This window comes from Methylobacter marinus A45 (assembly GCF_000383855.1).
GTDB lineage: Bacteria > Pseudomonadota > Gammaproteobacteria > Methylococcales > Methylomonadaceae > Methylobacter > Methylobacter marinus.
In genome coordinates this window covers 1,545,601-1,571,435 of record NZ_KB912877.1, presented here as the reverse complement: position 1 = coordinate 1,571,435, position 25,835 = coordinate 1,545,601, and the positions used below count along the sequence as shown (strand labels likewise).

Genomic DNA, 25,835 nt, shown 5'->3' with positions numbered 1-25,835 from the left:
ATGCCAGGTAAACGAAGAGCCGTGTAGGTCGGGTTGCATGCTGTTCGCAACCCGACATTAACCTGCCGCGAAAATCGTACAATCCAATAACCGCTGTATGCCTTACTTGGCAGCGGCGGTTTTTTATGAAAGTCCATTTCATGCGCAAGCCTGGCAAGTTAGGCAACGCTTGTCTGCCCACATTTTATCTACACGCTACACGATGAATTTTGCCCCATGTATTTGCGGGGCGATTAATCACACCCTGGTCGACGCCCACACATAAGCCGAACAGATTGGCTGATGCCCAATCAAGACGGCATTTCGGTTAAACGAACATTTCAAGGATTCTGGAAAAACCGGAACACATTATCCTTAACCTGTTCCGGCAAGAGGAGGAGGGAGACGCGTCCTTGCGTCCTGGGTATTGTCTAGCGTGAGACGCTGAATGCCTGTGTGGTTATGGTGGTGGATTTGGCGTTGGACGCCTGGAACATGGTTCGGAAGTCCTGGATTTCCGCACCGGAATCATTGAACAGATCCTGCGCGAAGCCGTAGGCCAGCGGCTGATGGATCAGTTCGGCCGTTACCTGGTAACCGATGCCGCTGAGTCCGGGAATCCGGTAGCTGACTTCGTCACTGCCGCCGATGAAGTTATCGTCGGTCAGCGCATTGCCGGCGACGCGGATGTCCGACGGAGCGGTCGCCTTGTCGAAGCCTTGCGGCAGGATGCGGTTGTCCTTCAGATAGGTCATGCCGCGCAGCAGCGTGTAGGTGACCTGATTCATGTCATCGCCCATGATCGCTTCGTAGACCTGCACCTGGTCCGGCGCGGTGATCAGGTCGTGGTGCGGTTCAAACGCGGCCGGATCGGTATCGGCATCGACGCCGGTCACGCTGCCGTCGGCGTTCACCTTGCCCGATTCGAACACCACATTGCCTGACGCGTCCTTGACCGTGACGTGCAGAATCACGCGCCGCGACGGATAGGCGCTGGGCAGCTTGTGGCCGGTATTGCTGTTCACGCGCAGGGTGAAGTCCAGCGTGTCGTCGGCCAGCGACTGGCTGACCGGCGTCACGGTCGCGGCGCTTTGCAGCATGGCTTCGGTCTTGGCGATGGTTTCCGGGAAGTTGTTCGACAATACGCCCAGTTGGGTTTTGTTGTCGTTGAGGATGTTCAGCATCAGCCGGTTGGCGCCGACCAGTTCATGCACGGCGAAATTGTCGCGGGTCTGCAGCCACATCGGCCGGTTCGAGATCGCCACGCCGTCGGCGCGGCTCATATGGCACTGCTGGCAGCTTTGCGGATTGCTGGTCGCGTAGCTGCTGTGCTCCCATTCGCTGTACGGCATCTGCTCGGGGAATTCGCTCTCGGGCGTGGTGCTGAGCACGTTGCCGAACGAGTCCACATAAGGCGTTTTCAGGTTGTGGCAGGAAGCGCACAGCTTGGATTCCTTGACATGGGCGCTGTAGGTCGGCGTGTAGCCGGTGTTCATGACCATCGGGTTGGGGAACAGATCGGTATACGGCCCGTAAATCAGCTTGTTGCTGCCGATTTCGTACTTGCCGGTGAAGCCGCTCAGGGTGCCCAGATTCGGCGAGTCCTGGATCTGATGACACAGCGTGCAGCTGACGCCGTTCAGGGCGCTGTCATGGCGATTGTGACTGGCATCGAGGACACCGCCGTCGAGGATCTGCATCGGTTCGCCGCTGGTTTTGGCTTCGAAGTTGGCCATGGGCGCGTGGCAGCGCGTGCACTTGTCGCTGATTACGTCGGCCAGTTGCGGGTTGCGGTTCAGCTCACTGCGCACTTTGGCGCGCCACAGCGGGTCGCGCGCCGAGTTGGCCATCATGGTCGATGACCAGTCTGTTTCAATCGAAACATCCTTACCCTGCGCGTCGGTCAGGTTGTTGTGGCACATCAGGCAGTTGCCCGAGCCTGAGAAATGCGTGGAGGTAAAGTTGGGATCGCCGCCCGAGGCCGGTTCCAACAGGAAGCCGCCGGCATCGGCCAGCGTGGTGACCTGAAATGCGCCCTGCACGCCGCCTATCGTCAACGTCACGGCCGTTTGCATGCTGTACTGCGCTGACGAGGTCAGTCGTACGCGCACGCTGTCGCCATTATTGATGCTGCCGGCCGCGCTGGTAAAGGCGCCACCGTTGATCGAATAGCTGCCGACGCTGACGCTGACCGGTGCCGGCGCATCGATGCCGGTGATCGTGGCCGCGTTCGACGTGACGGCGGTATTGAGCGCGACGTCGGTTTGCGCCGTGAAGCCGAAGGCGTCGGGCGTCGTATCGGCGCTGCCCGCCTGCGTCGTGACGCTGAAAGTGTCCTTTACGCCGCCGATGGTCAGGACGGTGTTCGTGGTCGTGCTGTATGAGGATGAAGCCGTCTGCCGGACGCGCACCGTGTCGCCGTTATAGACTTTGCCGCTGGCGGCTGTGAAGGCGCCGCCGTTGCGCGAATACTTGCCGCCGGTGACGCTGATGGAAGTCGAGGCGTTGATGCCGTTGACCGTGATCGTGTTCGAGGTCACGACCACGGCAAGGGCGACGCCGGTCTGGTCGATAAAGTAAAAGGGATCGGGCGTGGTGTCTTTATGGTGGTGGGGGCCGGCATGGGCGTCATGGATACTCAGGGCCATGATTAGCCATAGCAGGTAAGCGAAGAAATAATAACGCGGCATAAATACTCTCGTAACGGATGGAAAGCCGGCCTGGGCCGGGTTGTTGTCGTTGGCAAGTAGCATTGGCCAGAACAGGCCGGGTGCTGCTTGCTGCTTCCAAACACAAGTAATTGCATAGCAATAAATATGCCAATTGATACCTTGCTGATTTATAGCGCTTTTATTAGTTGTTGTTAATATAACCGCGGCATATGCCGCGGTGGGTGTGGCATATGCCGCGGTTGACCAGGCTGATAAGGATTTGACAATCAACAATTGCCTTGTTTTAAATTCGGTCAGCGGTTGTGGGAGCGATGCCTACATCGCGATTGACGGTCTTTAGTCGCGATGTAGGCATCGCTCCCACAGGGACTCATAAAGATCGGCATCGGGATGTTATTTGAATCCAGTCCTGAGTCCGGCATTCGCGGGTTTCCGCTAAAGCTCCAACCCAGCCTACAGCTTGAATCATGGCCTGATCTGGCCGTCGACAATGCGGATTTTGCGCCGCGCCCGGTCGCCTATGTGCTGGTCGTGGGTGATGATCATCAGCGTCACGCCTTGCCGGTTCAGGTTCTCCAGCAGGTCGATGATTTCGCCGCCGGATTTGCTGTCGAGGTTGCCGGTGGGTTCGTCCGCCAGCAGGATTTCAGGCTGCATGATCATGGCGCGGGCGATGGCGATGCGCTGGAGCTGGCCGCCCGAAAGCTGATCGGGCCGGTGGCTGGCGCGATCCTGAAGATTGACGTCGGCCAGCGCCTCGGCCACGCGTCGCTTACGCTCCCTGGGCGCGACGCCGGCCAGGATCATCGGCATCTCGACATTCTCGGCGGCGGTCAGGCGCGGGATCAGGTGGAAGAACTGGAACACGAAGCCGATGTTCTCGCGCCGGACCTGGGCCAGCTCGTCGTCGCTGAGCTGGGTCACGTCGCGGCCGTTCAGCCGGTAACGGCCCGACGACGGCTGATCAAGCAGCGCGATGACATTCAGCAGCGTTGATTTGCCTGAGCCCGACGGCCCCATGACCGAGACATATTCGCCCTTGTCGATGCTCAGGTTGATGCCATCGAGGGCGTGGACGGTCTGTTCGCCGACCTGGAAATAGCGGTGGATGTTTTCCAGCTCGATCATGGCTGTTCGCGCGCGTAAGCGCCGGCCACGACGCCCTCCTGGCCTACCGACAGCACGACTTTGTCCCCGATAGCGAGACCGGACAGCACTTCGACATAATTCCAGTTGGACAGGCCGGGTTCGAAGGTCCGCTCCTCGAGCAGGCCGTCGTCCCGCAACAGCAGCACGCGGTTGCTTTCCAGCACCGCTTCGGCCGGCACCCTGAGCGCCTGGTGCTTGTCGGCCAGCAACACCTCGATGTCGGCGCTATAGCCGGGCAGCAAGTCCCTGATGTCCCGCGGGTCGGTCAGTTTCACCTCGACCTCGACCGTGCGCGCCTGCTTTTCCTTTTCCTGCACATACGGCGCGATGCGGCTGACCGTGCCCGAACAGCGCTTTTCGCTGAAGGCGTCGAGCGAGACGCAGGCGCTCATGCCGGTCTTGATCTGCGGCGCATCGACCTCATCGATGGGCGCCGAGACAAAAAGACAGCTGACGTCGAGCAGGTCGATGGCCGGCAGGGTCGGAATGCCGGGCGGCGAGGGCGTGACGAATTCGCCCAGTTCGGCATTGATTTCGGCGACGACGCCGTCGAACGGCGCCCGCAGGAGCGTGCGTTCGATGGACGCGCGCGTGAAATCAAGATTGGCGCGACTGACGGCGATGGCTTCATGGGCGGCGGTGCAGGCGGCGCGCCTGGCTTTGGCGTCGGTGGCTTTGATGTCGACCTGTTCCTCCGACACAAACTGGTTTTTTTGCAGCAGGCGCGCCAGGCGATCGGCTTCGCGCTGGGCGCTGGCGGCCAGCAGGCAGGTCTGCTCGGCGGTCGCCTGGTTTGCCTTGATCTGGGCTTTCTGCAGTTTAACCTGTTCTTTCAGGTCCTTGTTCCAGACTTCCAGCAGCAGTTGATCCTGCTTGACGCGGTCGCCTTCCTTGACATGCAACTCGGCGACCTGGCCGCCGGTCGCGGGCGCCAGATAGGCGCGCCGGCAGGCCTTGACCGTGCCGACCCGGGTGTTGGCGACCGTGGCGCTGACTTCGCCTCGTTCGACGAGTGCTGTTTTAACGGTGACGGGCTCGGGTTGCCGCAAGGTGAAATAGGCGATGCCGACGGCGGCGGCAAGCAGGGTGAAGATAAGGGTTTTTTTGTTCATTAATTTGATGATACCAACCGTGGGAGCGACGCCTTCGTCGCGATTTCAAGGACTGCTATCGCGACGAAGGCGTCGCTCCCACCAATTTCTTATTATTTTGCGTTGAGACGCATAGGGCATGCTCCGGATAAAGTATAACCGTGTTCATTGTCCCAGGCTGTTCTCCAGATTGCGTCTTAATGTATCGAGAAAAGCCTCGGTGCTCAGGTAATGGGATTCATCGAGCCGGTCGCCGTGGATGCACAGCGCCAGGTCCTTGGTCATGTGCCCCGACTCGACCGTCTCGACGCAGACGTTTTCCAGCGTCTGGCAGAAATCGATCAGTGGCTGGTTGCCGTCGAGTTTGCCCCGGAATGCCAGGCCGCGCGTCCAGGCGAAAATCGACGCGATGGGATTGGTCGAGGTCGGCCGGCCTTGCTGGCGCAGGCGGTAGTGGCGTGTGACGGTGCCGTGCGCGGCTTCGGCTTCCAGGGTTTTGCCATCCGGCGTGACCAGCGTCGAGGTCATCAGGCCCAATGAGCCGAAGCCCTGAGCCACGGTATCGGACTGCACGTCGCCGTCGTAGTTCTTGCAGGCCCAGACGAAGGCGCCGCTCCATTTCAGCGCCGAGGCGACCATGTCGTCGATCAGTTTGTGCTCGTAGGTAATGCCCTGTTCGGCGAAGCCCTCCCGGTATTCGGCCTGGTAGATGGCCTCGAAAATGTCCTTGAAGCGGCCGTCGTATTTTTTCAGGATCGTGTTCTTGGTCGACAGGTACAGCGGCCAGCCGCGGTCGAGCGCGACGTTGAAGCAGCTGCGCGCGAAGCCCGCGATTGACTCGTCGGTGTTGAACATGGCCAGCGCCACGCCGTCGCCCTCGAAGTGGTAGACCTCGTGGGACTGTCCGGCGCTGCCGTCGTCGGGCGTGAACGTGATCGTGAGCCGGCCGGGGCCGTGGGTGGCGAAATCGGTGGCGCGGTACTGGTCGCCGAAGGCGTGACGGCCGATGCAGATGGGCTGCGTCCAGTTCGGCACCAGGCGCGGCACGTTTTTGCAGATGATCGGCTCGCGGAAAACGGTGCCGTCCAGGATGTTGCGGATCGTGCCGTTCGGCGACTTGTACATCTTCTTGAGGTTGAACTCCCTGACGCGCGCCTCGTCGGGCGTGATCGTCGCGCACTTGACGCCGACGCCGTGCCGCTTGATCGCCCGCGCGGCCTCGATGGTGACCTGGTCGTCGGTCCGGTCGCGGTTTTCGATGCCGAGGTCGTAATACTCGATCGGCACGTCCAGATAGGGCAGAATCAGCTGCTCCTTGATGAAATGCCAGATGATGCGCGTCATTTCATCGCCGTCCAGTTCTACCATGGGATGGTCTACGGTTATTTTTTTCATCGGACTGTCCTCGCGCTGGGAAGTAATGGTCGGATCAATATAATCGATCCCCGGGAATTTGTATCTATAAGCATGGCAGGCCGGGTTGGTAAACCTGGTCTACCGCGTTTTGTAATTCTGTAGGGTGAGCATCGCGTACCCTACCCGGGCCTAGACATCGCAGAAACGCTAGGGACGGGGTTGCAAACCCCGTCCCGCTTGATAGCCCACCATGCCTGGATCGGCTGCATCTATAAGATCATTGCCGCGCAAAAGTGTTAAAATCCGAACTTTCCGCTTCCCTTATCCTGTCTTTTAATTGACTGACATGACTTATACCGAAGAATTTCTCGCCCGGGCCAACGAACTGATTGACGCCGGGCGCTTTATCGACAACAAAGGCTGGGTGCCGGCCACCAGCGGCAACTTTTCCACGCGCCTGTCCGACGGCACGATTGCCGTGACTGTTTCGGGCAAGCACAAGGGCCGGTTGCAGATCGACGATATCATGCGGGTCGATACCGAAGGCCGGTCGCTGGACGGCAAGCAACCGTCGGCCGAAACCTTGTTGCACACATCCTTATATAAACGCTTTCCCGAGGCCCGGGCCGTGCTGCATCCGCACTCGGTCAACGCGACGCTGGCGTCGCGCATTTTCGGCGAGGAAATCGTGCTGGAGGATTACGAGCTGCTGAAAGCCTTCAGCGGCATCGACACGCATGAGACCCGGATTGTGGTTCCGGTATTCGCCAATGACCAGGATATCGCCCGTCTGGCCGGCAAGGTGGAGCAATATCTCGATACCCACGGTAACATGCACGCCTATGTCATCGCCGGGCACGGCTTCTATACCTGGGGCGGCAGCGTCGCCGAGGCGCTGCGCCATCTGGAGGCGCTGGAATTTTTATTTGATTGTGAACTACGACTGCACGGAGTTAAAAAACTATGAGCGCATTGACTATCTATGCCGATAACGCCCCTGAACAAGGTTGGCTCTACACCGATTTCGCGGATATTAAAGACCAGCTGGACGCGATAGGCGTGCAATTCGAGCGCTGGACCGCCAACCGCGAACTGGCCGCCGATGCCAGCGCCGATGATGTGATCGCGGCTTATGAGGATTCCATCGAGCGCCTGAAGCGGCAATACGGTTTCCAGTCCGTCGACGTGATCAGTTTAAAACCGGATCATCCCGAGAAAGCCGCGTTCCGGCAGAAATTCCTGGCCGAGCACACGCACAGAGATTTTGAAGTGCGCTTCTTTATCGAGGGCAGCGGGCTTTTTTATCTGCATGTGGCCGGTAAAGTCTATGCCGTGCTGTGCGAGCAGGGCGATCTGATCAGCGTTCCGGCCAACACCACGCACTGGTTCGACATGGGCGAAAACCCGAATTTCAAATGCATCCGCCTGTTCACGACGCCGGAAGGCTGGGTGGCCGACTTTACCGGCAGCGATATCGCCAAAACCTTTCCGACTTATGACCAATACCTGGCGGTGATGCGGTCATGATCAAGGCCATCGTCACCGATATCGAGGGTACGACCTCATCGCTGTCCTTCGTCAAGGACGTGCTGTTCCCGTATGCGCGCGCGCATCTGGCCGGGTTTGTGCGCGACCATGCCGATGAGGCCGAGGTCAAGGCGCTGTTGGACGATGTGCGTGCCGAAGCCGGCGCCGATCTCGATACCGGGCAGGTGATCGAGCAATTGATCCGCTGGATCGACGAAGATAAAAAAATCACCCCGCTGAAATCGCTGCAGGGCCTGATCTGGGAGGCTGGCTACCGGCAGGGCGACTTTACCGGCCATGTGTACCGCGATGCGGTCGAGCACCTGAAGCAATGGCACGCCGACGGCATCGCCCTGTATGTTTATTCGTCGGGTTCGGTTTATGCGCAGAAGCTGCTGTTCGGGCACAGCGACTTCGGCGATCTGACGCCGCTGTTTTCCGGCTATTTCGACACCCATATCGGCGGCAAGCGCGAGCGGGCCGCGTACGAGAAAATAGCTGGGCAACTGGGCCTGCCGGCCGCTAGTATATTGTTCTTGTCCGATATCAAGGAAGAGCTCGATGCCGCGCGCGCGGCCGGTTTCAACACCATCTGGCTGACACGCGACAGCACGCTGGACGCAGGGGCGGAACACCGGCAGGTCGGCAGTTTCGATCAGATTGATTTTAATCAGTCGACTGTAAATGTCGAGTCACGCTACCGCTAACCCGACCTACATTGAACACCAAACGAAGGCGGCACGATGAAGCAACTACAAGTTAGCACCAGGCTCGTCAATTCAGTAAATGTCGGGTTACGCTACCGCTAACCCGACCTACAATGAACACCAAGCGAAGGCGGCACGATGAAGCAACCACAAGTTAACGTCAGGCTCGTCAATTCAGTCTATTGGCTGTTGCTCATTGTCGTCGTTTTGGTTTTTCTTTATGTCGGACGCAATCTGCTGATTCCGCTGGTGGTGGCCTTGTTTATCTGGTATCTGGTGAATGTTATCGCCATCAGCTACAGCTCCTTTTCGGTATTCGGCAAACGCTTGCCGAAATGGCTGGCTTTCATCTTGTCCGGTACCACGATCCTGCTATTGACGCAGGGGCTGGTCAACCTGATCACCGGCAATGTTTACCAAGTCGTTGAGGCGGCGCCCCAGTATCAGGAAAACCTGGTGCGGCAGTTCAGGGCGCTGCTGGAAAATTTCTCCATCGAACACAGTCAGGCCCTGACGGAGTATTTCGCCAACCTGGAACTGGGCGGCATGCTCGCCATGCTGGTCAAAAGCATGGCGAACCTCATCGGCAATCTCGGTCTGATCAGCATTTATCTGCTGCTTTTGTTCATCGAGCAGCCTTATTTCATGAAAAAAATCGAGCGTGCCCTGATGGGAAACCAGGGGCATGATGATGTACTCGCGGTTTTTCAGGCTATCGATGCCGATATCCGCACCTATATCGGCGTCAAGACCTTCACCAGCTTTCTGACCGCGGCCATTTCCTTCGTGATACTCTCGTGGACCGGCCTGGATTTCGCCGAGTTATGGGCGGTGTTGATTTTCGTGCTCAATTTTATTCCCAACATCGGTTCCATTGTCGCCACCATACTGCCCAGTCTGCTGGCACTGGTACAGTTCGAGCCTCTGACGCCTTTTCTGGTGATATTCTTCGGTATCGGCGCTACCCAGATCGTCATCGGCAATATTTTGGACCCGAACCTGATGGGGCATCGGCTCAATATCAGCCCTTTGGTGATCGTGCTTTCCATGTTGCTCTGGGGGTATCTCTGGGGCGTCCCCGGCCTGTTTCTCGGCGTGCCCATGATGGTGATCCTCATGATTGTGCTCTATCATTTCGAGGACACGCGCTGGGTCGCGGTGCTGTTGTCTCGGGATGGGCGATTGCGGGAGTGAGGGCCGTTTGACTGTCCAAGGGGCGCCCGGCAAAGGTATTCAAATGCCGTGGGCCGAAAAATCAGTTGCGGCGTATCAAATTCTTAAAGGCCCCGGCTTTCAGTGCAGCGCGAGCTCTTCCTATCTGACTGATTTTTTTAAGGATTTGTCAAATTTTACTGAATGATTATTTTGCCGCGATGTCTAATTTGTTAAGTTAATTCACTACTGGCGTCACAAGCGACGGCAGCGAGTTTTCTACACAAAAAGCGAGAAGTGACTCTGATGCTTGTTTATTTTTTAACCCAACTGATGGGAGGTGAAAAATGCATACACGAGATCTGAGGCTTGACAAATTTGCACTTTATTACGGTGCAGTGTTCTTTATTGTTGGCATACTGGGCTTTATACCGGGGCTGGTGCAGGCACCGCCTATGAATGCGCCGGGCCTGGCTGTCGAGACCGGGTACGGCTGGCTGCTGGGTCTGTTTGCCGTTAACGTAATGCACAATCTCGTGCATCTGGCGATTGGGGCCTGGGGCATCATCAGTGCCAAAGACAATCGCAAAGCGCTGGTATTCGCGCGCGGCGTGACAATCTTCTATGGCGTGCTGACCGTTCTGGGGCTGATCCCGGCTACCAGCACCCTGTTCGGGCTGGCGCCGATTTTCGGCCATGACGTATGGCTGCATGCCCTGTCCGCGCTGGTTGCCGGTTATTTCGGTTATGGTCCGCCGGCTCATGTTTATCATCCAACACTTCAACACTGAGTGTATCTAGGAGTTGATCCTGGCTGATGTTTTAAAAGGGTACGCGGTGCGTGCCCTGCAATATTGATAGGACTGGGCCGCTTCGGAGTCGATCTTCGAAGCGGCCTAGTTGCATTCAGGCGTCAGCGAACTGCGCCAGAACTGACCTTCCTTGTCGAACAGGCGGCGGCTCTCCGGCGGTCCCCAGGAACCGGCCGGATAGGTGGCGATATAGTCGCGCTCAACGGCCCAGGTCTGCAGGATCGGGTCGATGATGCGCCAGGCGTATTCGACTTCATCAAAGCGCAAAAACAACGACCGGTCGCCGGTCAGTACATCCAGCAACAGGTCTTCATAAGCGTCGTGGGATGTCTCGTGCTGCTGCCGGAGGCTGGCATCGAGCGTGCTCATGCGCGTGCGCATTTCCAGTCCCGGTTCCTTGATCGTCATCTCGATGCGGATGCATTCCTCGGGCTGTATCCCCAGCAATATCCAGTTCGGGTTCATGCAACTCACTTCGGTGCCGCGAAAAAATTGCAGCGGCGGGTGGCGAAAGCAGATCGAGATGACCGATTGCGCCCTGGCCATGCGCTTGCCGGTGCGCAGATAGAAAGGCACGCCGCGCCAGCGCCAGTTGTCGACATACAGTTTCATCGCGGCGTAGGTTTCGGTAACGCTGTCGGGCGGGATATGGGCTTCCTGCAGGTAGCCGGGGACTTTTTCGCCGTTGATGCTGCCTTTGGCGTACTGGGCGCGGAACGCATGCGCGTGCACGGCTTCTTTCGGTATCGGCCGGAGCGATTTCAGCACTTTGACTTTTTCGTCTCGCAGGGATTCGGCTTCCATGGAGGCGGGCGGTTCCATCGCGACCAGCGTCAGCAACTGCAGCAGGTGACTTTGCAGCATGTCGCGCATGGCGCCGGCGGTATTGTAATAGTCGCCGCGGCTGCCGATGCCGATGTCTTCGGAATGCGTGATCTGGATATGATCGATGAAGTTACGGTTCCACAGCGGCTCCAGCAGGAGATTGGCGAACCGGAACACCAGCACGTTTTGCACGGTGCCTTTGCCCAGATAGTGGTCGATGCGGTAAATCTGTTCCTCGCTCAGATAGTGGCTGATGCGTCTTTGCAGCGACCGGGCGCTGTCCAGGTCATAGCCGAACGGCTTTTCGATGATCGCGCGCCGCCAGCCGTCTTCTTCGTCGAACAGGCGGTTGCGGCTCAGCAGTTCCATGACGAAGCCGAAGTCGGACGGGCTGACGGCCAGATAAAACGCTACATTATTCGGGAACTGGCTGGATGCGAGCGTCGAGGCCAGCCCTTCATAGCAGGCTTCCTGCCGGATATCACCCTGATGAAAATGCAGGCGCGCGCTGAAGCGCTGGAACACGGCTTCGTCGATGCCTTCGCGCGCCTTGGCCTCTATCATGCCCCGGGCTTCGGCTTGCCACTGGGCCTGATCCCAGTCCCTGCGCCCGATGGCCAGGATGCGCGTGCCTTCGGGCAGGCGCTGTTCGGCATCGAGATGATAGAGGGCCGGCATCAGTTTGGTCCGCGACAGGTTGCCGGTGGCTCCGAAAATAACGTAGGTGCAGGGGTCGGCGCTCATGATGAAAGTTCCAGGGACAATGATTAGACAGTATAGGTGGATGCCGAGGTTTTGCCGCCGCGCCCGGTCCAGTCGGTATGAAAGAATTGCCCGCGCGGCTTATCCACGCGCTCATAGGTATGGGCGCCGAAATAATCGCGCTGTGCCTGCAGCAGGTTGGCCGGCAGTCTTTCCGTGCGATAGCCGTCGTAATACGCCAGCGCGGCCGAAAATGCCGGCGTCGGAATGCCCAGCTCTATGCCCAGCATGACCGCTTTGCGCCAGCCCTGATCGGCCTGTTGGATGGCATCGACGAAGAAATCGGCCAACAGCAGGCTTTGCAGGTCAGGGTCGGCATCGTAGGCTTGCTTGATGTCATTCAAAAACCGGCTGCGGATGATGCAGCCGCCGCGCCACATCAGGGCGATCTCGCCATAGTTCAGCGCCATGTTGTATTCACTGGAGGCTTCGCGCATCAGGCGAAAACCCTGGGCGTAGGAAATGATCTTGGAGGCGTACAGCGCATTGCGGATGGTGTTGATCATGGTATGCCGGTCGCCGCCGAAGGTATGCGTGTGCTTGGGCAGCAGTTGCGCGGCCTTGAGGCGTTCCTCCTTTTGCGCCGATAGCGAGCGCGCGAACACCGATTCGACGATCAGCGTCAGCGGAATGCCGAGCTCCAGGGCGTTGATGCCGGTCCATTTGCCGGTACCTTTCTGGCCGGCCGCATCGAGAATGCTGTCCAGCAGCGGCTGGCCGTTCTCATCCTTGAAAGCGAAAATATCGGCGGTGATCTCGATCAGATAAGAGCTGAGCTCGCCCTGATTCCATATGGCAAACAGCGTGTGCAGTTCGTCGGCTGTCAGGCCCAGCCCCTCGGACAGCAGCTGGTAGGCTTCGCCGATCAGCTGCATATCGCCGTACTCGATGCCGTTATGCACCATTTTGACATAATGGCCGGCGCCGTTATCGCCGACCCAATCGCAGCAGGGCTTGCCTTCCACCTGCGCGCTGATGGCTTGCAGGATCGGTTTGACGGTGGGCCAGGCGGCCTTGTTGCCGCCGGGCATGATGGACGGACCGTGTCGGGCGCCTTCCTCGCCGCCGGAGACGCCCGTGCCGATGTAAAGAATGCCTTTTTCTTTCAGGGCCTGCGTGCGCCGGTGCGTGTCCGTAAACAGCGAATTGCCGCCGTCGATGAGGATGTCGCCGTGTGACAGCAGCGGCAGCAGGTCGTTGATATACTGATCGACCACGCTGCCGGCCTTGACCATCAACATGATGATACGGGGCGTCTCGAGGCTGTTGACCAGTTCCTGCAGTGAATGCGTGCCGATAACCGCGGTATTGCTGGCCGGACCGGTCAAAAACTCATCCACTTTGCTGGTCGTGCGGTTATAGACCGCGACTTTGAAACCGTGATCGTTCATGTTGAGGACCAGGTTTTGTCCCATGACCGCCAGGCCGATTAAACCGATATTTGCTTTCATATAGCCTCCGTAAGCATCAGGACTTGAGGAGCAATTTATGAGCTTAGCGCTCTTACTCTTTTCTGTGACTTGAGATGCCGGCAAGGGTTCACGGCATGTCATGCCATTATAACCGTCCGGTAGGGCGCCTGGTCCTTGAGACGCGCTGTGATCGGTAATGCGGTGTCGACTGCGGCGGTTGTTCCGGAAAAAATGAGCAAAACCGCTTTGACACGAGGCGGGCGGTTTGGGGAAAGCAAGGCCGGCGCGGAAAACCCTCGGCCCGTAAGACCGAGAGTGCACGAGGCGATTAAATGTCGAAATCCAGTTCGAAACCGCCGTAAGCAAACAAAGGCATGCCGGGGCGAGGGCCGTGCGGCTGTCTGGAGACCAGATATTCCTCGTCGCCGATATTTTGCACGCCGCCCAGAATTTTCACGCCTTTGGCGACCTGATAATAGGCCGAGACGTCGGCGACGATATAGCTGTCGGTCTTGCCGAACCGGGAGTCAGGCTCGCCGGCGCCGTTGAGCTGAACGTCGGTGTTGTTGGCGCTGGTATAGGTTTCATCGACGTAGCTGGCGGCGACATCGATGCCCCAGCGGTCGAAATGCAGGCCGCTGCCGAAGCTGACCGCATACTCGGGAATATAGGGGATGCGATTGCCTTTTTTGCCGAAGCTGAAAATCGATTCCGCATCGGTCGAGGTGGCGTCGTTCATCTGTTCGGTGTCGGTGTAGGTGAACGCCAGGTAGTAAGGATTGCTAAAACCCCATCCGAAAGCCTCGCCGGCATCGAAGTTTAACCCCAGCTCGACGCCGCGGCTGTCGACCTGGCCGAAGTTTTCGCTTTCTCCGGTACCGGCGCCGCCGATGTTGTCGACCACCAGCAAGTTATCGAACTGCGTATAGAAGCCGGTGACTTCGGCTGAAAAAGCGCCGTGCGTATAGCGCCCGCCCAATTCGAAGGCATTGCTGGTTTCTTCTCCCAGCTTGTCAACCACGGCGTTTTGCGGGCTGGGCGGCGAAAATCCACGGTGCGCGCTGCCGAACATCATGAAGTCCTCGTTGAAGCGGTAATCCAGGCTGGCCCCGCCGGCATACATGTCCAGCGAGCTTCTACCGTTCAGGCTTGGATTGAGATTGTTGACATAGACATGATTCAGATGCTCATAGCGGATACCCGGCGTAAAGCCCCAATTGCCGAATTCGATCCGGTCTTTCAGGAAGAACGCATAGGCATTGGTGAGGCCGGAACGATTATCCTGGCTGCCCGGCGCGCCGACGACGCTGCTTGAAATCGTGCCGCCCGCGGCTTGCGTGTAAGTCGTATCGTGCTGGAACCGGGTTTCCTTATCTTCGTGGTAGCGGAAGCCGCCGTTGAGTTCATGGTGCGTGGCGCCCAAATCAAAGCGGTAATCCGCGACCGTTTCAACGCCCCCCATGTAGTAACTGCGATTATTGTCACGCACGCGCAGGCGGCAACCGAGATCGCCTTTCAGGCACGCAAGGCCATTGCCGCCATTGGCCCCCGCCAATGCGGCGGACAACGTCATGTTTACGCCAGATCCGCCAAGCGCGTCGGGCACATTGCGAATATCGTTCAATTTACTCCAGTTACGATTAAACTCGCTGTAATACGCGGTGGTCACGATATCGAGGTTATCGGTCGGCGAAATGAAATAACGGGCAAAACCGCCGGAGCGGTCGGAGTCCATATTGTCGAAACGCGACGCGGAATAGCGCCGGAACGGATCATTCCTGAAATCAACCTCGCTCAAGCCCAGATAGGATTCGTCCGCGTCCATGCTGGAGTAGCCGAATTTGACTTCCAGCTTCTGGTAAATATCCGTGTTCGGCTCCCAGGACAAGCGCACCATCGGTTCAACCTGCTGGAAGCCGGTTTGGTCGCCGTTGTGGAAATCGGCGGTTTCATCAATGGATTTGAAGCCGTCCGAGCCGCGATAAAAGCCTTCGACCAGGTAACCGAAACGGCCGTGTTCCGTTTCCAGGGTATCGCCGACGAAGCCATGTGATCTGAATTCACCGTAGCTGCCGTAGATCGCTTTCAGGTAAGCCTTGCCGCTGTCCGGAATCGGGGTTGACAAGTAGTTGAGCACGCCGCCGGTGATATGAGGGCCGTATTCGATCTGGCTGGAGCCTTTCAGGACTTCCACGCCGCTCATGCGCCCGCCGGCCGGGTTATAGTAGGCCGGCGGCGCCGAATAAGCGGCCGGCGCGGTCAATACGCCATCTTCCATGACCGTGATCTTGGCGCTGCGGGTGGTGTCGACGCCGCGAAAACTGATATTGGGGAATAAGCCGAAACCGTCTTCCTCCCGGATGTTGACGCCGGGCGCCCGGCGCAAGATGCGGTTGATGTCGCTGTAGCTTTGATCGCGGATTTCCGAGGTATCGATGTATTGCGCCGAAGCCGGCAGGTCCTTGACCTGCTCCGGATCACCGATGATCGTTACCGTGCCCAGGACGGCCGGCGGCGCCTCTTTATCGACAGCCTCGGTATCAGCCTGCGCTGTCATGCTCACCGAAAGACAGGCCAATGATAATGGCCCTATGAGTTGTTTTGGTTTCAACATATAACCCCCTAAAGTTTTAATTCTTGTACAGTGCCGGTTTGAAGCATTCCGGTGTATGTGCACGGCAACACCTGTGGCTTAACAACAAAACATTGGGAACAAAAATACTATAATTCTTAATGATAATCAATCTTATTTGCAAAGGCATTAATATCACGTTCTCTTGTGCGGGGGAGGGGTAACACACTTCAGTTTGGCCGGGGTAAGGATTAGCGTGAAAAAATACCGGACAATACAATAAGGCGTTGGTCGTCAATAATTTTCCTGTTTAGGCATAGGATGTGCCGGCGTAAGCAGGCGCATGGTTCGCGAGCGATGCGCTTCACTGCGTCGCGCTGGAGCGCCTGCTTTTGGTCGATGGCATTTAAGGTTAAGGCGCGGCTATTGAGAGTGTCGCGCAGCGCCCGGATAGATGCTTAAAATGAAAAAAAGCCGGGCGGTAAATTCCGGCCCGGCGTAAACCTATTGACTGGCCCGGCCTGTCTTCTTCGATAACTACCGTTTCGATGCTCAACACCCCGAGCGGCCGCCTTCTCAAGTCAGCGGACTGGAGGATGGCGCTGTAATAAAACTGTAATAAAACTGTCACTAAATCGTCACCTTAATCCCCTATTCTTGCTGGACATTTTCTAATAATAATTGTGAGCAAGAAATGAAATTCTCCGAAGTTACTCTGGCAGTGGCGGGCGTTCTGGGGGCGAGCCTGTCATCCTCTGCTTTTGCTATTGATCTGTATGTCGACAGCACGACGCAACAAATCTACGCTCAACCCGGCCCCAACCGGATCAAGCTGGGAACTTTCGAAAAAGTGGAAGAGACCGCCAGCCAAAAGGCCGAGCTGGAGGCGATTCGCAATGACCTGGCGCTGAAGACCAACGAACTGAAGGCGCTGGACGAGCATATGAAGGAAGCCGAGCAAGTCAAGGTCAAGCTGGATAAGAAAGGCGTACAGTTTGAAACGGCGGATAAAAATTTTCAGTTCAAGCTGGGCGGCCGTATTCATGCCGATGCCTCATACAGCAGCGGTGACGATTATCTGGATAGCAAAGGCAATCATGTTGAAGCCAATGACGGCACGGAAATCCGCCGTGCGCGTATGGAATTCACCGGTGTTTTCTTCAAGGATTGGGAATTTAAAAGCCAAGTGGACTTCGCCGATAACTCGGTCGGGGTCAAGGACATGTTCCTGCAATATCATGGGCTAAAAGCGCTGGAAATTCCTTTGGCGATCACTGTCGGGCAACAAAAGCAGGCCTTCAGCCGCGAGTTGCAGGAAAGTTCAAACGACCTGATGTTTATGGAGCGGTCGTTGATGGATGTGTTGAACGCGCCTACCGTGGATCGTGCCATCGGTCTTAATGTCGCAAGCCTGAACAAAGACTGGACCGGACAAGTCGGTATCTACGGCGATACCGTCACGCCGAACAAAGAAAAAAATATGGCGGATGAAGGTTGGGGGATCAGCTCTCGCTGGACCTATGCGCCGATCAATGAAAAAACCAAGGTGATTCATTTGGGCGTTGCCGGCAACTACCGGGTTCCGGATCATAAAGACGATGTCAATGACAAGGATTTGCGGTTTTCCTATGAGACTTCTCACATGTCCAATCTTAATCTGATCGATACGGGGCATATCGAGGACGTCAACAACATCAAGATGGTGGGACTGGAAGCAAACGCGCTGTATGGTCCTTTCACGGTGGGCGGCGAATATACCCATATGTGGCTGGATCGGAAAGACGGTTCCGACAATCTGGAATTTGATGGCTGGTATGGCGAGGCTTCATGGACCTTGACCGGCGAATCGCGCAAGTACAAGAAAGGCAAGTTCTATCATGTGGACCCGAAAAAACCATTCAGTCTGGCCAATGGCGGATTGGGCGCCTGGGAGCTCGCGGCTCGTTACGCGGAAGTCGATTTAACGGATTATTCGAAGGGCGGGCAGATGAGCAACATTACGGTCGCGTTGAACTGGTATGTCAACAACAATATCCGTTTTATGGCGGACTACAACAGAGCATTGGAGGTTGAGAATTCGCCTTTGACCACGGTCGGCGGCGGCCAGCCTGACAACCTGGACACCTTCATGCTGCGCGGACAATTGTATTTTTAGAGTCCGCCGGCAATGCCAGGCCATTTACAAAGCCGCATCGATTTAGATGCGGCTTTTCTCTATAAAAATTTCATCTGTTGGGAATAAGCCGGACGGACGGTTAGAATACCTGCCGTTTAACTCTGCTTGTCTCATGAGGTTGTCGTTGAAAATTTTTTGCATTATCACCCTGGTTTCAACTCTTTTATTACCGGCTTGCGTGTCGACACCGGTCGAGCCGGTCAAGTGGGATTTAAAGCCCGTTTCCCTTTATTACTCGGGCTATGAAAAAGGCACGGAAATCGTCAGTGTGCAAACGCTTACACTGCGGGCGGTGCTGAGCAATTTCGACACGGGCGAGGTCGATGTGCTCGATGTCAGTCAGCCCGAGAGGCTGCGTCGGTTGGCCCGTTTTTCATTAGGACTGGGCCAGGGCGAGGAACTGACGTCCGTGGCCTTTCATCCGTCGCTCGACCTGTTCGCGGCGGTCGTCGACACGGGCGTCAAGCGCGGCCGGCTGGAAATCCGTTCGGCGTCGACCGGCGCGCTGATCGATCAGGTTGAGGCCGGTTTTGGGTCGGATGCGGTGGTTTTTTCGCCGGACGGCCGTCTGGCCATGGTCGCCAATGAGGGCGAGGATTTCTGGTTTGATCAGCAAAAGCGGCAATTTTTCAAGGCCAAGGGCGGCATTTCGATCGTGCACCTGGACCGGGACGGTCTGATCGAAGCCAATAATAACCTGAGGTTGGCCGACGTAACCGCGCGCAAGGGCTTTGTCATTGAAGAGAAGGGGCATTATCTGGAAGTCGGGATCGACTGGAACGGCGATGGAAACATCAGCAAGCAAATGGATTTCGACGGCAATGGCCTGATCGAGGACAAAAAAGTCCATCTGGGGCGTTTTGAAGAGTCCGAGGTTTTTGGCAATGAAACCAAAGGCGAGCGCAAAATAATGATTCCGGTAAGCCGGCACTCGTCTACTTTGCTGGAGCCCGAATACATCGCCATTTCGCCGGATGCAAGCCGGGCTTACGTGACCTTGCAGGAAACCAACGAAGTCGCCGTCGTCAACTTGATCAGCGAGAAGGTCATGGGCTATTACGGCATGGGATCCACGGAGCACATGGCGGATTTGACCAATGACGGCTGGGTGAGCTTCGATCAGTCCATTGTCGCCTTGCGGGAGCCCGATGGCATCGCCTTGACCGCGGACGGACGCTATTTTGTGACCGCCGATGAAGGCGATACGGAAACCGAAGGCCAGACCTTGAGCGGCGGCCGGACCATCAGCGTATTCAATGCCAGGACGGGCAAGTTTGTCGGCGATACGGGCAATCAGCTTGATGAGGTGACTTTTGCGCATCATCTCTATCTCGACAGCCAAAGCGGCCGCAAAGGCGCCGAGCCGGAAATGCTGGTTTCCTTTGATCTTGAAGGGGTGCCCTGGGTTGCTGTCGGCATGGAAAGAGCGGGCGCGGTCATGCTGATTTCCCTGGCCGATCCCGAACGCCCGAAAGTGGAGGCATTAGGCATGATTCCCGGGGAAGACGTCAAGTCGCCGGAAGGTATCGCGCATTTTATGGTGGGCGCGGACCATTATTTGCTGACCGCCAATGAAATGAACGGCACGGTTGCGTGCTTTAAAATCATCAAAAAAGAGCCCGAGGCTTAAACGGATCAGCGCCGGTCGCCGTTCGGCCATCGGGGCGAACGGTTTCCTGACCGCCTGTCGATTGGTGTGCCAGGCATGGCCTTACTTGAAAAATAACGTTAATGGATTACCACCTGGATCTGCAGTCGAACAGTTTTCGCTCACTCGGTTTGTTTGCGCTGGCGCTGGCTAATTACGGCTTGATGTATTCGGCCAATATCTTGCTGGCGCGATGGCTGAGCATCGGTGAATTCGACGATTACAGCGTGGCCGTGTCGGTGGTAACGATGTTGTCGACGCTGGCGACTCTGGGACTTGAAAAATACGCCTTGCGAACCGTCGCGCTGCTGCGTGACCGCGAGGACTGGCAACGATTCCGCGGTTTCTGGCTGTTTGCCCTGCGCGGCATCAGCGCTTTCAGTCTGCTGCTGGTGGCGATTTTGAGTATCAGTCTTGAAGCCGTTCTGGCGTTGCGTCAGGCCGATGCGCATATCGCCATTGTGATTTTCGCCGGTTTTTTGCCGGTCATTGCCGTGACGCTGTTTCTGGTTGAAGTCATTGCCGCGCATGGCGCTCAATTGCTCAGCGTCACGATTTACAGACTGTTTCTGCCGGCGGTTTATCTGGCGCTGTTGCTTGGTTTGTCCGCCAGTCCCGTGAAGGCATCGGCTTTGACCGCCGTGCTTTGTTTCGGCGGCGCATGGACCATGACGCTGATCATTATGTGGACAATCGCCAAACTGTTGGTGCCGGCAGGCCTTAACAAAACGGTGCCGGTCATGCACGGTAAAAAATGGCTCAGCGGGTCGCTGCCGCTGGTTCTGAGCAGCCTGATGCTGACCGTCATGACCAGCGGCGGCGTCATCATTCTGGAAATCCTTTTTCCTTCGGGGCTGGAAGTGGGCGTCTATGCCGTCGCCGCCCAGACTGGCGGTTTTATTTCGCTGATAGGGACCTCAACCAATCGTTATTATCTGCCCATGATGGTCGTAATGATAGGCCGGGGCGATAAACGGGCGATAAGGACGCTTATGGAGCAGAGGGCTCTGGCGGTCGGCGGTCTGATCCTGGCCTTGCTGGTTATTCTGATCTTCGCGGGTCGATTCATACTGGGCCTGTTCGGCGCGCATTTCGGCGATGGCTACCACCCCATGCTGATTATTGCTTCCGGCGCCTGTTTCAGCGCCTTGTTTGCCGATGTGCCTTATTATCTGCAATTCATGGGCTTGCACCGCATTGTATTAAGCCTGACCCTGGTAGCCATGAGCATCATGGTGACGTTGAGTTTTGTGCTGGGCGCCGAATTCGGCTCGCTCGGTGTGGCGACGGCTTATATGACAGCGGTCATGCTGCTGTTCGTCAGTCTACGGGTTGTGGCAAATGTTCATTTTCGCCGGCTGGGCGGATAACTCCTGGTCAGGTTACATCGTGTGCCAGTAGACCAGGAAACTGATGAGAACCAGGCTAACCGCCACGATCCCGGTTTTTCTGAGCCAGGAGGATTCCTGCCAATAAAGCCGCGCATTCGATTTTTGCCGGGTCCATGCGCCCTTGATTGTGTCAAACCAGCGCAGCGAGAGGCGCCACAGCCTGTAAAGCCCATAACCGATCAGTGCCAGCAGCAAATAAAACACGATGATTTGCGTTTCATGGGTGCCGGTATCAAAAAGGTGCTCGATCAGCACATCGAACACTTCTTCAAGCACTTCATACAAGCCATGCAGCACTTCATACACAAATCCGAACACGACATCGGGTATCAGAAGAACAGTGCCGAGCGCGACTGAGGCGAAGATGATTTTTAGGTTATGGGATGAAATCATCGCTAACTCCTGTTCTGTTCATGCCAGCGCTTGGGCTTGATGAGGTTAAATGGCCGTCGGTGTTAAATTCGGAAATACGATAATAACGCGCGTGCCGCCCGCGGCGCTGATCCGGCTCAGTTCAAGGCGCGCCTTGTGCAGATCGGCAATTTCCTTGACAATCGCCAGCCCCAGGCCGCAACCGTTGCCGGAGCTGCCCGGGATGCGATAAAAGCGCTCGAAAATTTTCTCCCGTTCCTGGTCGGGGATGCCGGCCCCGTCGTCTTCGACAATCAGGCTGGGCGTGGGATTCCGTCTCAGCTTAACAATAATACTGCCGTGCTCGTTGCCATATAAGATGGCGTTATCGAGCAGATTGGCCAGCAGCTCCCGCAGCAGGACCTCGTCGCCGCGCACGTAAACAGCCTGCTTCGGACCCTCGAAACCGAGATCCATTTTTCGCTGCAGGGCTTTAGGCGCCCAATCCATGCAGGTCTCCTTGACCAGCGTTTCCAGGTTGACCGGTTTGAGTTCGCTCATGCCGTCGACGGGGCCCGATTTCGCCAGCACCAGCAATTGCGTGATCGTATGGGACGCGCGGTCGGCGGAGCTCTGCATTTGCAGCAGAGCCGGCTTCATGGCCGACAGGTCCTGTTCCCGCAAGGCGCGTTCCGCCTGCAGTTTCAAGCCGGCCAGCGGCGTGCGCAATTGATGGGCGGCATTGGCGACGAACCGTTGCTGGGCGGCGATGGCCGCCGCCAGTCTTGCCAGCAAATCATTAATGGTGTCTGTCAGTGTGCGGACTTCGAGAAACACATGCGTTTCGGCGATCGGGCTCAAATCGCGCGGCGAGCGCTGGGCGATTTCATCGGCCAGCACATGCAGCGGCTTCAAGCCGCGCTTTAAGCCTGCCAGCAGATAAGTACCGGCAAACAGGGTCAAAATAATCTGCGGGACCAGGTCGGCCAATAAAATGTCGACCATCATGTCCCGGCGTTTATTCACCGTTTCGGCGACATGGACAAAAATCTTGTCCGGGGTTTCGTCGCGGATGACCAGCATGGACACGACCCGGACCGGTTCGCCGCGAATCTCGTCCTCAAAAAAGATCGGGCGCGACCAATCCACGCTCGGGTCGAAGGACTCCGGCACAAAACTGTCTCCGACGATCATGCCTTGCTCGGAGGAGATGATTTTAAAAAAGGTCTGATCTAACTCGTCCCATTTGAAAATCTCCAGCGCGGCGGGCGGCAGTTCCACGTGCACCTTGCCGTCCTTGACCTTGATTTCCTGCGTCAGTGAGCGGGCCGAATCCAATAGCCACCGATCATAGGTTTCATTGACATAGTGCAGCGTGACAAAGTAGGAAAGCACGCTCTCGATCGCGATAAAACAAATGAGCGGGATAATCAGACGGAACAGGATTTCGGTTCTGAGGCTTCTGACTTTAGCCATCGGCCGTCTCCAGCAGGTAACCCAGTCCACGCACGGTACGGATCACGGCATCGTACGGTTCTATGCGCTTTCTGACGCGATGGATATAGACTTCGATGGCATTGTCGGCGAGCGCCTCGCCGTCAGCCGACAGGCGCTGAGCGATGCGGTCCTTGCTGACGACTTTGCCGGCCTGTATCAACAAGATTTCCAGGACGCCGTATTCACGCGCCGACAGTTGTATCGGCTGGCCGTCGGCCAGCACTTGATGGCTCTGAGTGTCCAGTGCCAGCCGTCCGATGACGATATCGTTGCTAAAGCCGCCGTAGCAGCGCCGAATCAGGGCACGGACGCGCGCTTCAAATTCCCGCAGTTCGAACGGCTTGGTCATATAGTCATCCGCGCCCTGTTCGATGCCCTCGATCCTGTCGCTGATGCCGTCGCGGGCGGTCAGGATCAAAATCGGCAGCGCTATTTTATGCTGCCTGAACCTGCGCAACAGTTGCAGGCCGTCCATATCCGGCAGGCACAGGTCCAGTACGATTAAATCGAAGCCTTGCGAGTCTAGCAACTGCTCGGCATAACTGCCTTTGGTGGCGGAAGTCACCGAGTAGCCATTAGCGCTTAGCGTATGCATCAAGCCATCCGCTAATACCGCATCGTCTTCTATTAATAAAATATTCATGCATTCTTAATTTCATGTGAAAGGTTCTTGAAAGGTTACACACATACAATCATTTCATACTGAAATGTCAAGATTGGTAACTCTTGTTATACAGCTGAAAAGCATAACATTAATCATTGGTCGGGCACTTACTGACAATACAAATTAAAAAGAGAGATCACTATGCACTCATTTGAAAAATTATTAAGTGACAATAAAACTTGGGCCAGGCAAAAAAAAGTTAGTAATCCTGAATTTTTCACCCAGTTGGCGAAAGAGCAAAAGCCTGAGTTTCTCTGGATCGGCTGTTCGGACAGCCGGGTTCCGGCGGAAATTATCGTCAATGCCGAACCCGGCGAAATGTTTATTCATCGCAACATCGCCAACCAGATGATTGCGACCGACTTCAATTGCCTGAGCGTGCTGCAATATGCCGTTACCGTGCTGCAGGTCAAGCATATCATCGTGTGCGGGCATTATAACTGCGGCGGTATCAAGGCGGCACTGGGCCGGCAAAGCTCCCAACTGGTCATCACCAATAAATGGCTCTTGCACATCAAGGATATTTATCGCCTGAACAAGGCCGAAATAGATGCTCTGCCGACGGAAGAGCAACGCGTCAACCGACTGGTTGAATTGAATATTCTGGAGCAGGTGCAGACGCTGGCCCATACGTCGATCATTCAGCAAGCCTGGCATGAAGACAATCGGCCGACCTTGCACGGTTGGGTCTATGGTCTTAACGACGGTCTGCTGAAACCGCTGATTACGCTGTATCCCGATACCGAGATTGAGCCGATTTTCAAATACGATTACCACGAGACGGAAAGACCCTTGCCTGAGAAGAAATTGCGTTCAGCCTAAGATGATCGACGGTTTGGGTTGTTTATGTTCAACCCCCGACAACTGTCTGCCGCTTTTTGACCGGCAACACCGCAGGCACCATGAAAAAATCGTTCTCCTTAGTCATTGCCCCTCGTACTACCGGCGGCCGCCTGATCTGCACAGGCGGCCCATGAATATTGAATATGGCCCATATGCTGTGAATTATATGGCGTTGGTAGTACTTTTTTTCATAGATGGGCAGGAGATTACGGAGCACAAGTTTTATCCGCGGAGAGCCAGGCCGGTACAGTCTGTTACCGAGGGCGTTTCCGCATTTGACACGGCCACCGGCGATAGCGCTCGATGCTTCCGGCTAAAGCCGACTTTATTAGCATTATCAATTCTAACAATAGCTTTGGAGTTCAAGGCATGAACGAAGCACCAAACCCTTATAACATTCTTGTTCCCATCGATTTTTCCGGTTTTTGCCGTAAAGCCTTGCCGGTTGCACAGGAATTGGCGCGTATCTATAAAGGCCGGATCTCGCCGCTTCATGTCTATGATTTGTACTCGGATATGGAGGGGTTTCACTATGATGTCGATAGTTTTCATGCCGATGGCGATCCCGCCTCCATCGCTCAGGCCATCAAGGAAAAACTTCGGCGATTTGTCTCGGAGGCTGTGGGAACCGATTTCCTGGCGGATAGCGTGACCGAACAAAATAGCAATACGGCCCAGGCTATCGCCGATGCATCCGAGCGGTTCGATCTGGTGGTCATGAGCAGTCACGGAAGAGCCGGTTTCATGCGCATGTTAATGGGGTCCACTACCGAGAAAGTGCTGCGCCTCGGCAACCGCCCGATTGTAATCGTCGAGGATGAAGAAGCTTTTACGCCTTTCCGTAAAATCCTGGTGCCTACGGATTTTTCCCTGAATTCCTTTGCCGCCTTACCGTACGCACACGACATCGCGCTTGCGACCGGCGCCGAAGTGCATCTGTTCCATGCGTTGTGCGGCGACTTCAGCAAGCCTGAACAATTCGAGCGGCAAAAGCAGGAGCGGCTGGCAAAATTGCACGAGGTTGCCGAACAACACCTGCCCGGTCTTGCCGGCAACCTGAAGTTTTTTGTCGTTCACGGTGCCGACTCGGCTCACAATGCGATTCGTGAACATATCATCGAGCAGCATTACAACCTGGTCGTCATGGCGACGGCAGGGCGGACCGGGCTTGACCATTTGCGCATCGGCAGTACGACGGCGACGCTGATCAGGTCCGTGCATACGACATTCATGGCGATAAAGCCTTGAA

The 25,835-nt window shown here is 56.4% G+C and carries 20 protein-coding genes; 10 read left to right on the top strand and 10 right to left on the bottom strand.

The window, feature by feature from the left end; translation table 11 throughout:
* Positions 1–410 precede the first annotated feature (410 nt).
* The 4 genes from METMA_RS0107165 to METMA_RS0107150 all read right to left on the bottom strand — a co-directional run bounded on the left by METMA_RS0107165 (position 411) and on the right by METMA_RS0107150 (position 6,286).
* A complete protein-coding gene (locus METMA_RS0107165; protein ID WP_156830466.1) occupies positions 411–2,669 on the bottom strand; it encodes a multiheme c-type cytochrome in 2,259 nt (752 codons plus the stop codon).
* Between the two features lie 447 nt (positions 2,670–3,116).
* Positions 3,117–3,779, bottom strand: coding sequence for an ABC transporter ATP-binding protein (locus METMA_RS0107160; RefSeq protein ID WP_020158393.1), 663 nt, complete (start codon positions 3,777–3,779; stop codon positions 3,117–3,119).
* On the bottom strand, positions 3,776–4,912 hold the full coding sequence (locus METMA_RS0107155; protein WP_020158392.1) for an efflux RND transporter periplasmic adaptor subunit: 1,137 nt from the start codon (positions 4,910–4,912) through the stop codon (positions 3,776–3,778). Before METMA_RS0107155 ends, METMA_RS0107160 begins: the two co-directional genes overlap by 4 nt.
* Before the next feature lie 144 nt (positions 4,913–5,056).
* Positions 5,057–6,286: an NADP-dependent isocitrate dehydrogenase gene (locus METMA_RS0107150; protein ID WP_020158391.1), complete on the bottom strand. Its 1,230-nt coding sequence runs from the start codon at positions 6,284–6,286 to the stop codon at positions 5,057–5,059.
* Between the two features lie 307 nt (positions 6,287–6,593).
* On the opposite strand from METMA_RS0107150, the gene METMA_RS0107145 reads away from it, so the two are divergent.
* The 5 genes from METMA_RS0107145 to METMA_RS24170 all read left to right on the top strand — a co-directional run bounded on the left by METMA_RS0107145 (position 6,594) and on the right by METMA_RS24170 (position 10,424).
* Positions 6,594–7,214 carry a methylthioribulose 1-phosphate dehydratase gene (locus METMA_RS0107145; RefSeq protein ID WP_020158390.1) on the top strand — a complete coding sequence of 207 codons (621 nt, stop codon included), beginning with the start codon at positions 6,594–6,596 and terminating at the stop codon, positions 7,212–7,214.
* On the top strand, positions 7,211–7,774 hold the full coding sequence (locus METMA_RS0107140) for a 1,2-dihydroxy-3-keto-5-methylthiopentene dioxygenase (protein ID WP_020158389.1): 564 nt from the start codon (positions 7,211–7,213) through the stop codon (positions 7,772–7,774). The genes METMA_RS0107145 and METMA_RS0107140 overlap by 4 nt, the downstream gene beginning before the upstream one ends.
* Positions 7,771–8,481 (top strand): acireductone synthase, encoded by a 711-nt coding sequence (gene mtnC, locus METMA_RS0107135; RefSeq protein ID WP_020158388.1) that lies wholly within the window; start codon positions 7,771–7,773, stop codon positions 8,479–8,481. Before METMA_RS0107140 ends, mtnC begins: the two co-directional genes overlap by 4 nt.
* A gap of 138 nt (positions 8,482–8,619) precedes the next feature.
* A complete protein-coding gene (locus METMA_RS0107130) occupies positions 8,620–9,675 on the top strand; it encodes an AI-2E family transporter (protein ID WP_020158387.1) in 1,056 nt (351 codons plus the stop codon).
* Between the two features lie 305 nt (positions 9,676–9,980).
* On the top strand, positions 9,981–10,424 hold the full coding sequence (locus tag METMA_RS24170) for a DUF4383 domain-containing protein (RefSeq protein WP_036251477.1): 444 nt from the start codon (positions 9,981–9,983) through the stop codon (positions 10,422–10,424).
* 105 nt (positions 10,425–10,529) lie between these two features.
* On the opposite strand, the gene zwf is transcribed toward METMA_RS24170, so the two are convergent.
* The 3 genes from zwf to METMA_RS0107105 form a co-directional block, all read right to left on the bottom strand.
* Entirely contained in the window at positions 10,530–12,014 is a 1,485-nt protein-coding gene (zwf, locus tag METMA_RS0107115; RefSeq protein WP_020158384.1) for a glucose-6-phosphate dehydrogenase, read from the bottom strand.
* 23 nt (positions 12,015–12,037) lie between these two features.
* Positions 12,038–13,483, bottom strand: coding sequence for a decarboxylating NADP(+)-dependent phosphogluconate dehydrogenase (gene gnd / locus METMA_RS0107110; protein WP_020158383.1), 1,446 nt, complete (start codon positions 13,481–13,483; stop codon positions 12,038–12,040).
* 289 nt (positions 13,484–13,772) lie between these two features.
* Entirely contained in the window at positions 13,773–16,058 is a 2,286-nt protein-coding gene (locus METMA_RS0107105; RefSeq protein WP_027147108.1) for a TonB-dependent receptor family protein, read from the bottom strand.
* A gap of 652 nt (positions 16,059–16,710) precedes the next feature.
* Between METMA_RS0107105 and METMA_RS0107100 the strand changes: the two genes are divergently transcribed.
* The 3 genes from METMA_RS0107100 to METMA_RS0107090 all read left to right on the top strand — a co-directional run bounded on the left by METMA_RS0107100 (position 16,711) and on the right by METMA_RS0107090 (position 21,210).
* On the top strand, positions 16,711–18,171 hold the full coding sequence (locus METMA_RS0107100; RefSeq protein WP_020158381.1) for an OprO/OprP family phosphate-selective porin: 1,461 nt from the start codon (positions 16,711–16,713) through the stop codon (positions 18,169–18,171).
* A gap of 145 nt (positions 18,172–18,316) precedes the next feature.
* A complete protein-coding gene (locus tag METMA_RS0107095; RefSeq protein ID WP_051114332.1) occupies positions 18,317–19,822 on the top strand; it encodes a hypothetical protein in 1,506 nt (501 codons plus the stop codon).
* A gap of 101 nt (positions 19,823–19,923) precedes the next feature.
* Positions 19,924–21,210 (top strand): lipopolysaccharide biosynthesis protein, encoded by a 1,287-nt coding sequence (locus METMA_RS0107090; RefSeq protein ID WP_020158379.1) that lies wholly within the window; start codon positions 19,924–19,926, stop codon positions 21,208–21,210.
* A 12-nt stretch (positions 21,211–21,222) separates the two neighbouring features.
* Here METMA_RS0107090 and METMA_RS0107085 read toward each other — a convergent pair whose 3' ends face one another.
* The 3 genes from METMA_RS0107085 to METMA_RS0107075 are packed head-to-tail and all read right to left on the bottom strand — an operon-like array spanning position 21,223 to position 23,722.
* Positions 21,223–21,624, bottom strand: a complete 402-nt coding sequence (locus METMA_RS0107085; RefSeq protein WP_020158378.1) for a hypothetical protein — start codon at positions 21,622–21,624, stop codon at positions 21,223–21,225.
* Between the two features lie 45 nt (positions 21,625–21,669).
* A complete protein-coding gene (locus METMA_RS0107080) occupies positions 21,670–23,058 on the bottom strand; it encodes a sensor histidine kinase N-terminal domain-containing protein (protein ID WP_020158377.1) in 1,389 nt (462 codons plus the stop codon).
* On the bottom strand, positions 23,051–23,722 hold the full coding sequence (locus METMA_RS0107075) for a response regulator (RefSeq protein ID WP_020158376.1): 672 nt from the start codon (positions 23,720–23,722) through the stop codon (positions 23,051–23,053). Before METMA_RS0107075 ends, METMA_RS0107080 begins: the two co-directional genes overlap by 8 nt.
* Positions 23,723–23,884: 162 nt before the next feature.
* Between METMA_RS0107075 and can the strand changes: the two genes are divergently transcribed.
* A complete protein-coding gene (gene can, locus METMA_RS0107070; RefSeq protein ID WP_020158375.1) occupies positions 23,885–24,565 on the top strand; it encodes a carbonate dehydratase in 681 nt (226 codons plus the stop codon).
* Positions 24,566–24,955: 390 nt separating this feature from the next.
* Positions 24,956–25,834, top strand: coding sequence for a universal stress protein (locus METMA_RS0107060; protein WP_020158373.1), 879 nt, complete (start codon positions 24,956–24,958; stop codon positions 25,832–25,834).
* Position 25,835 lies beyond the last annotated feature (1 nt).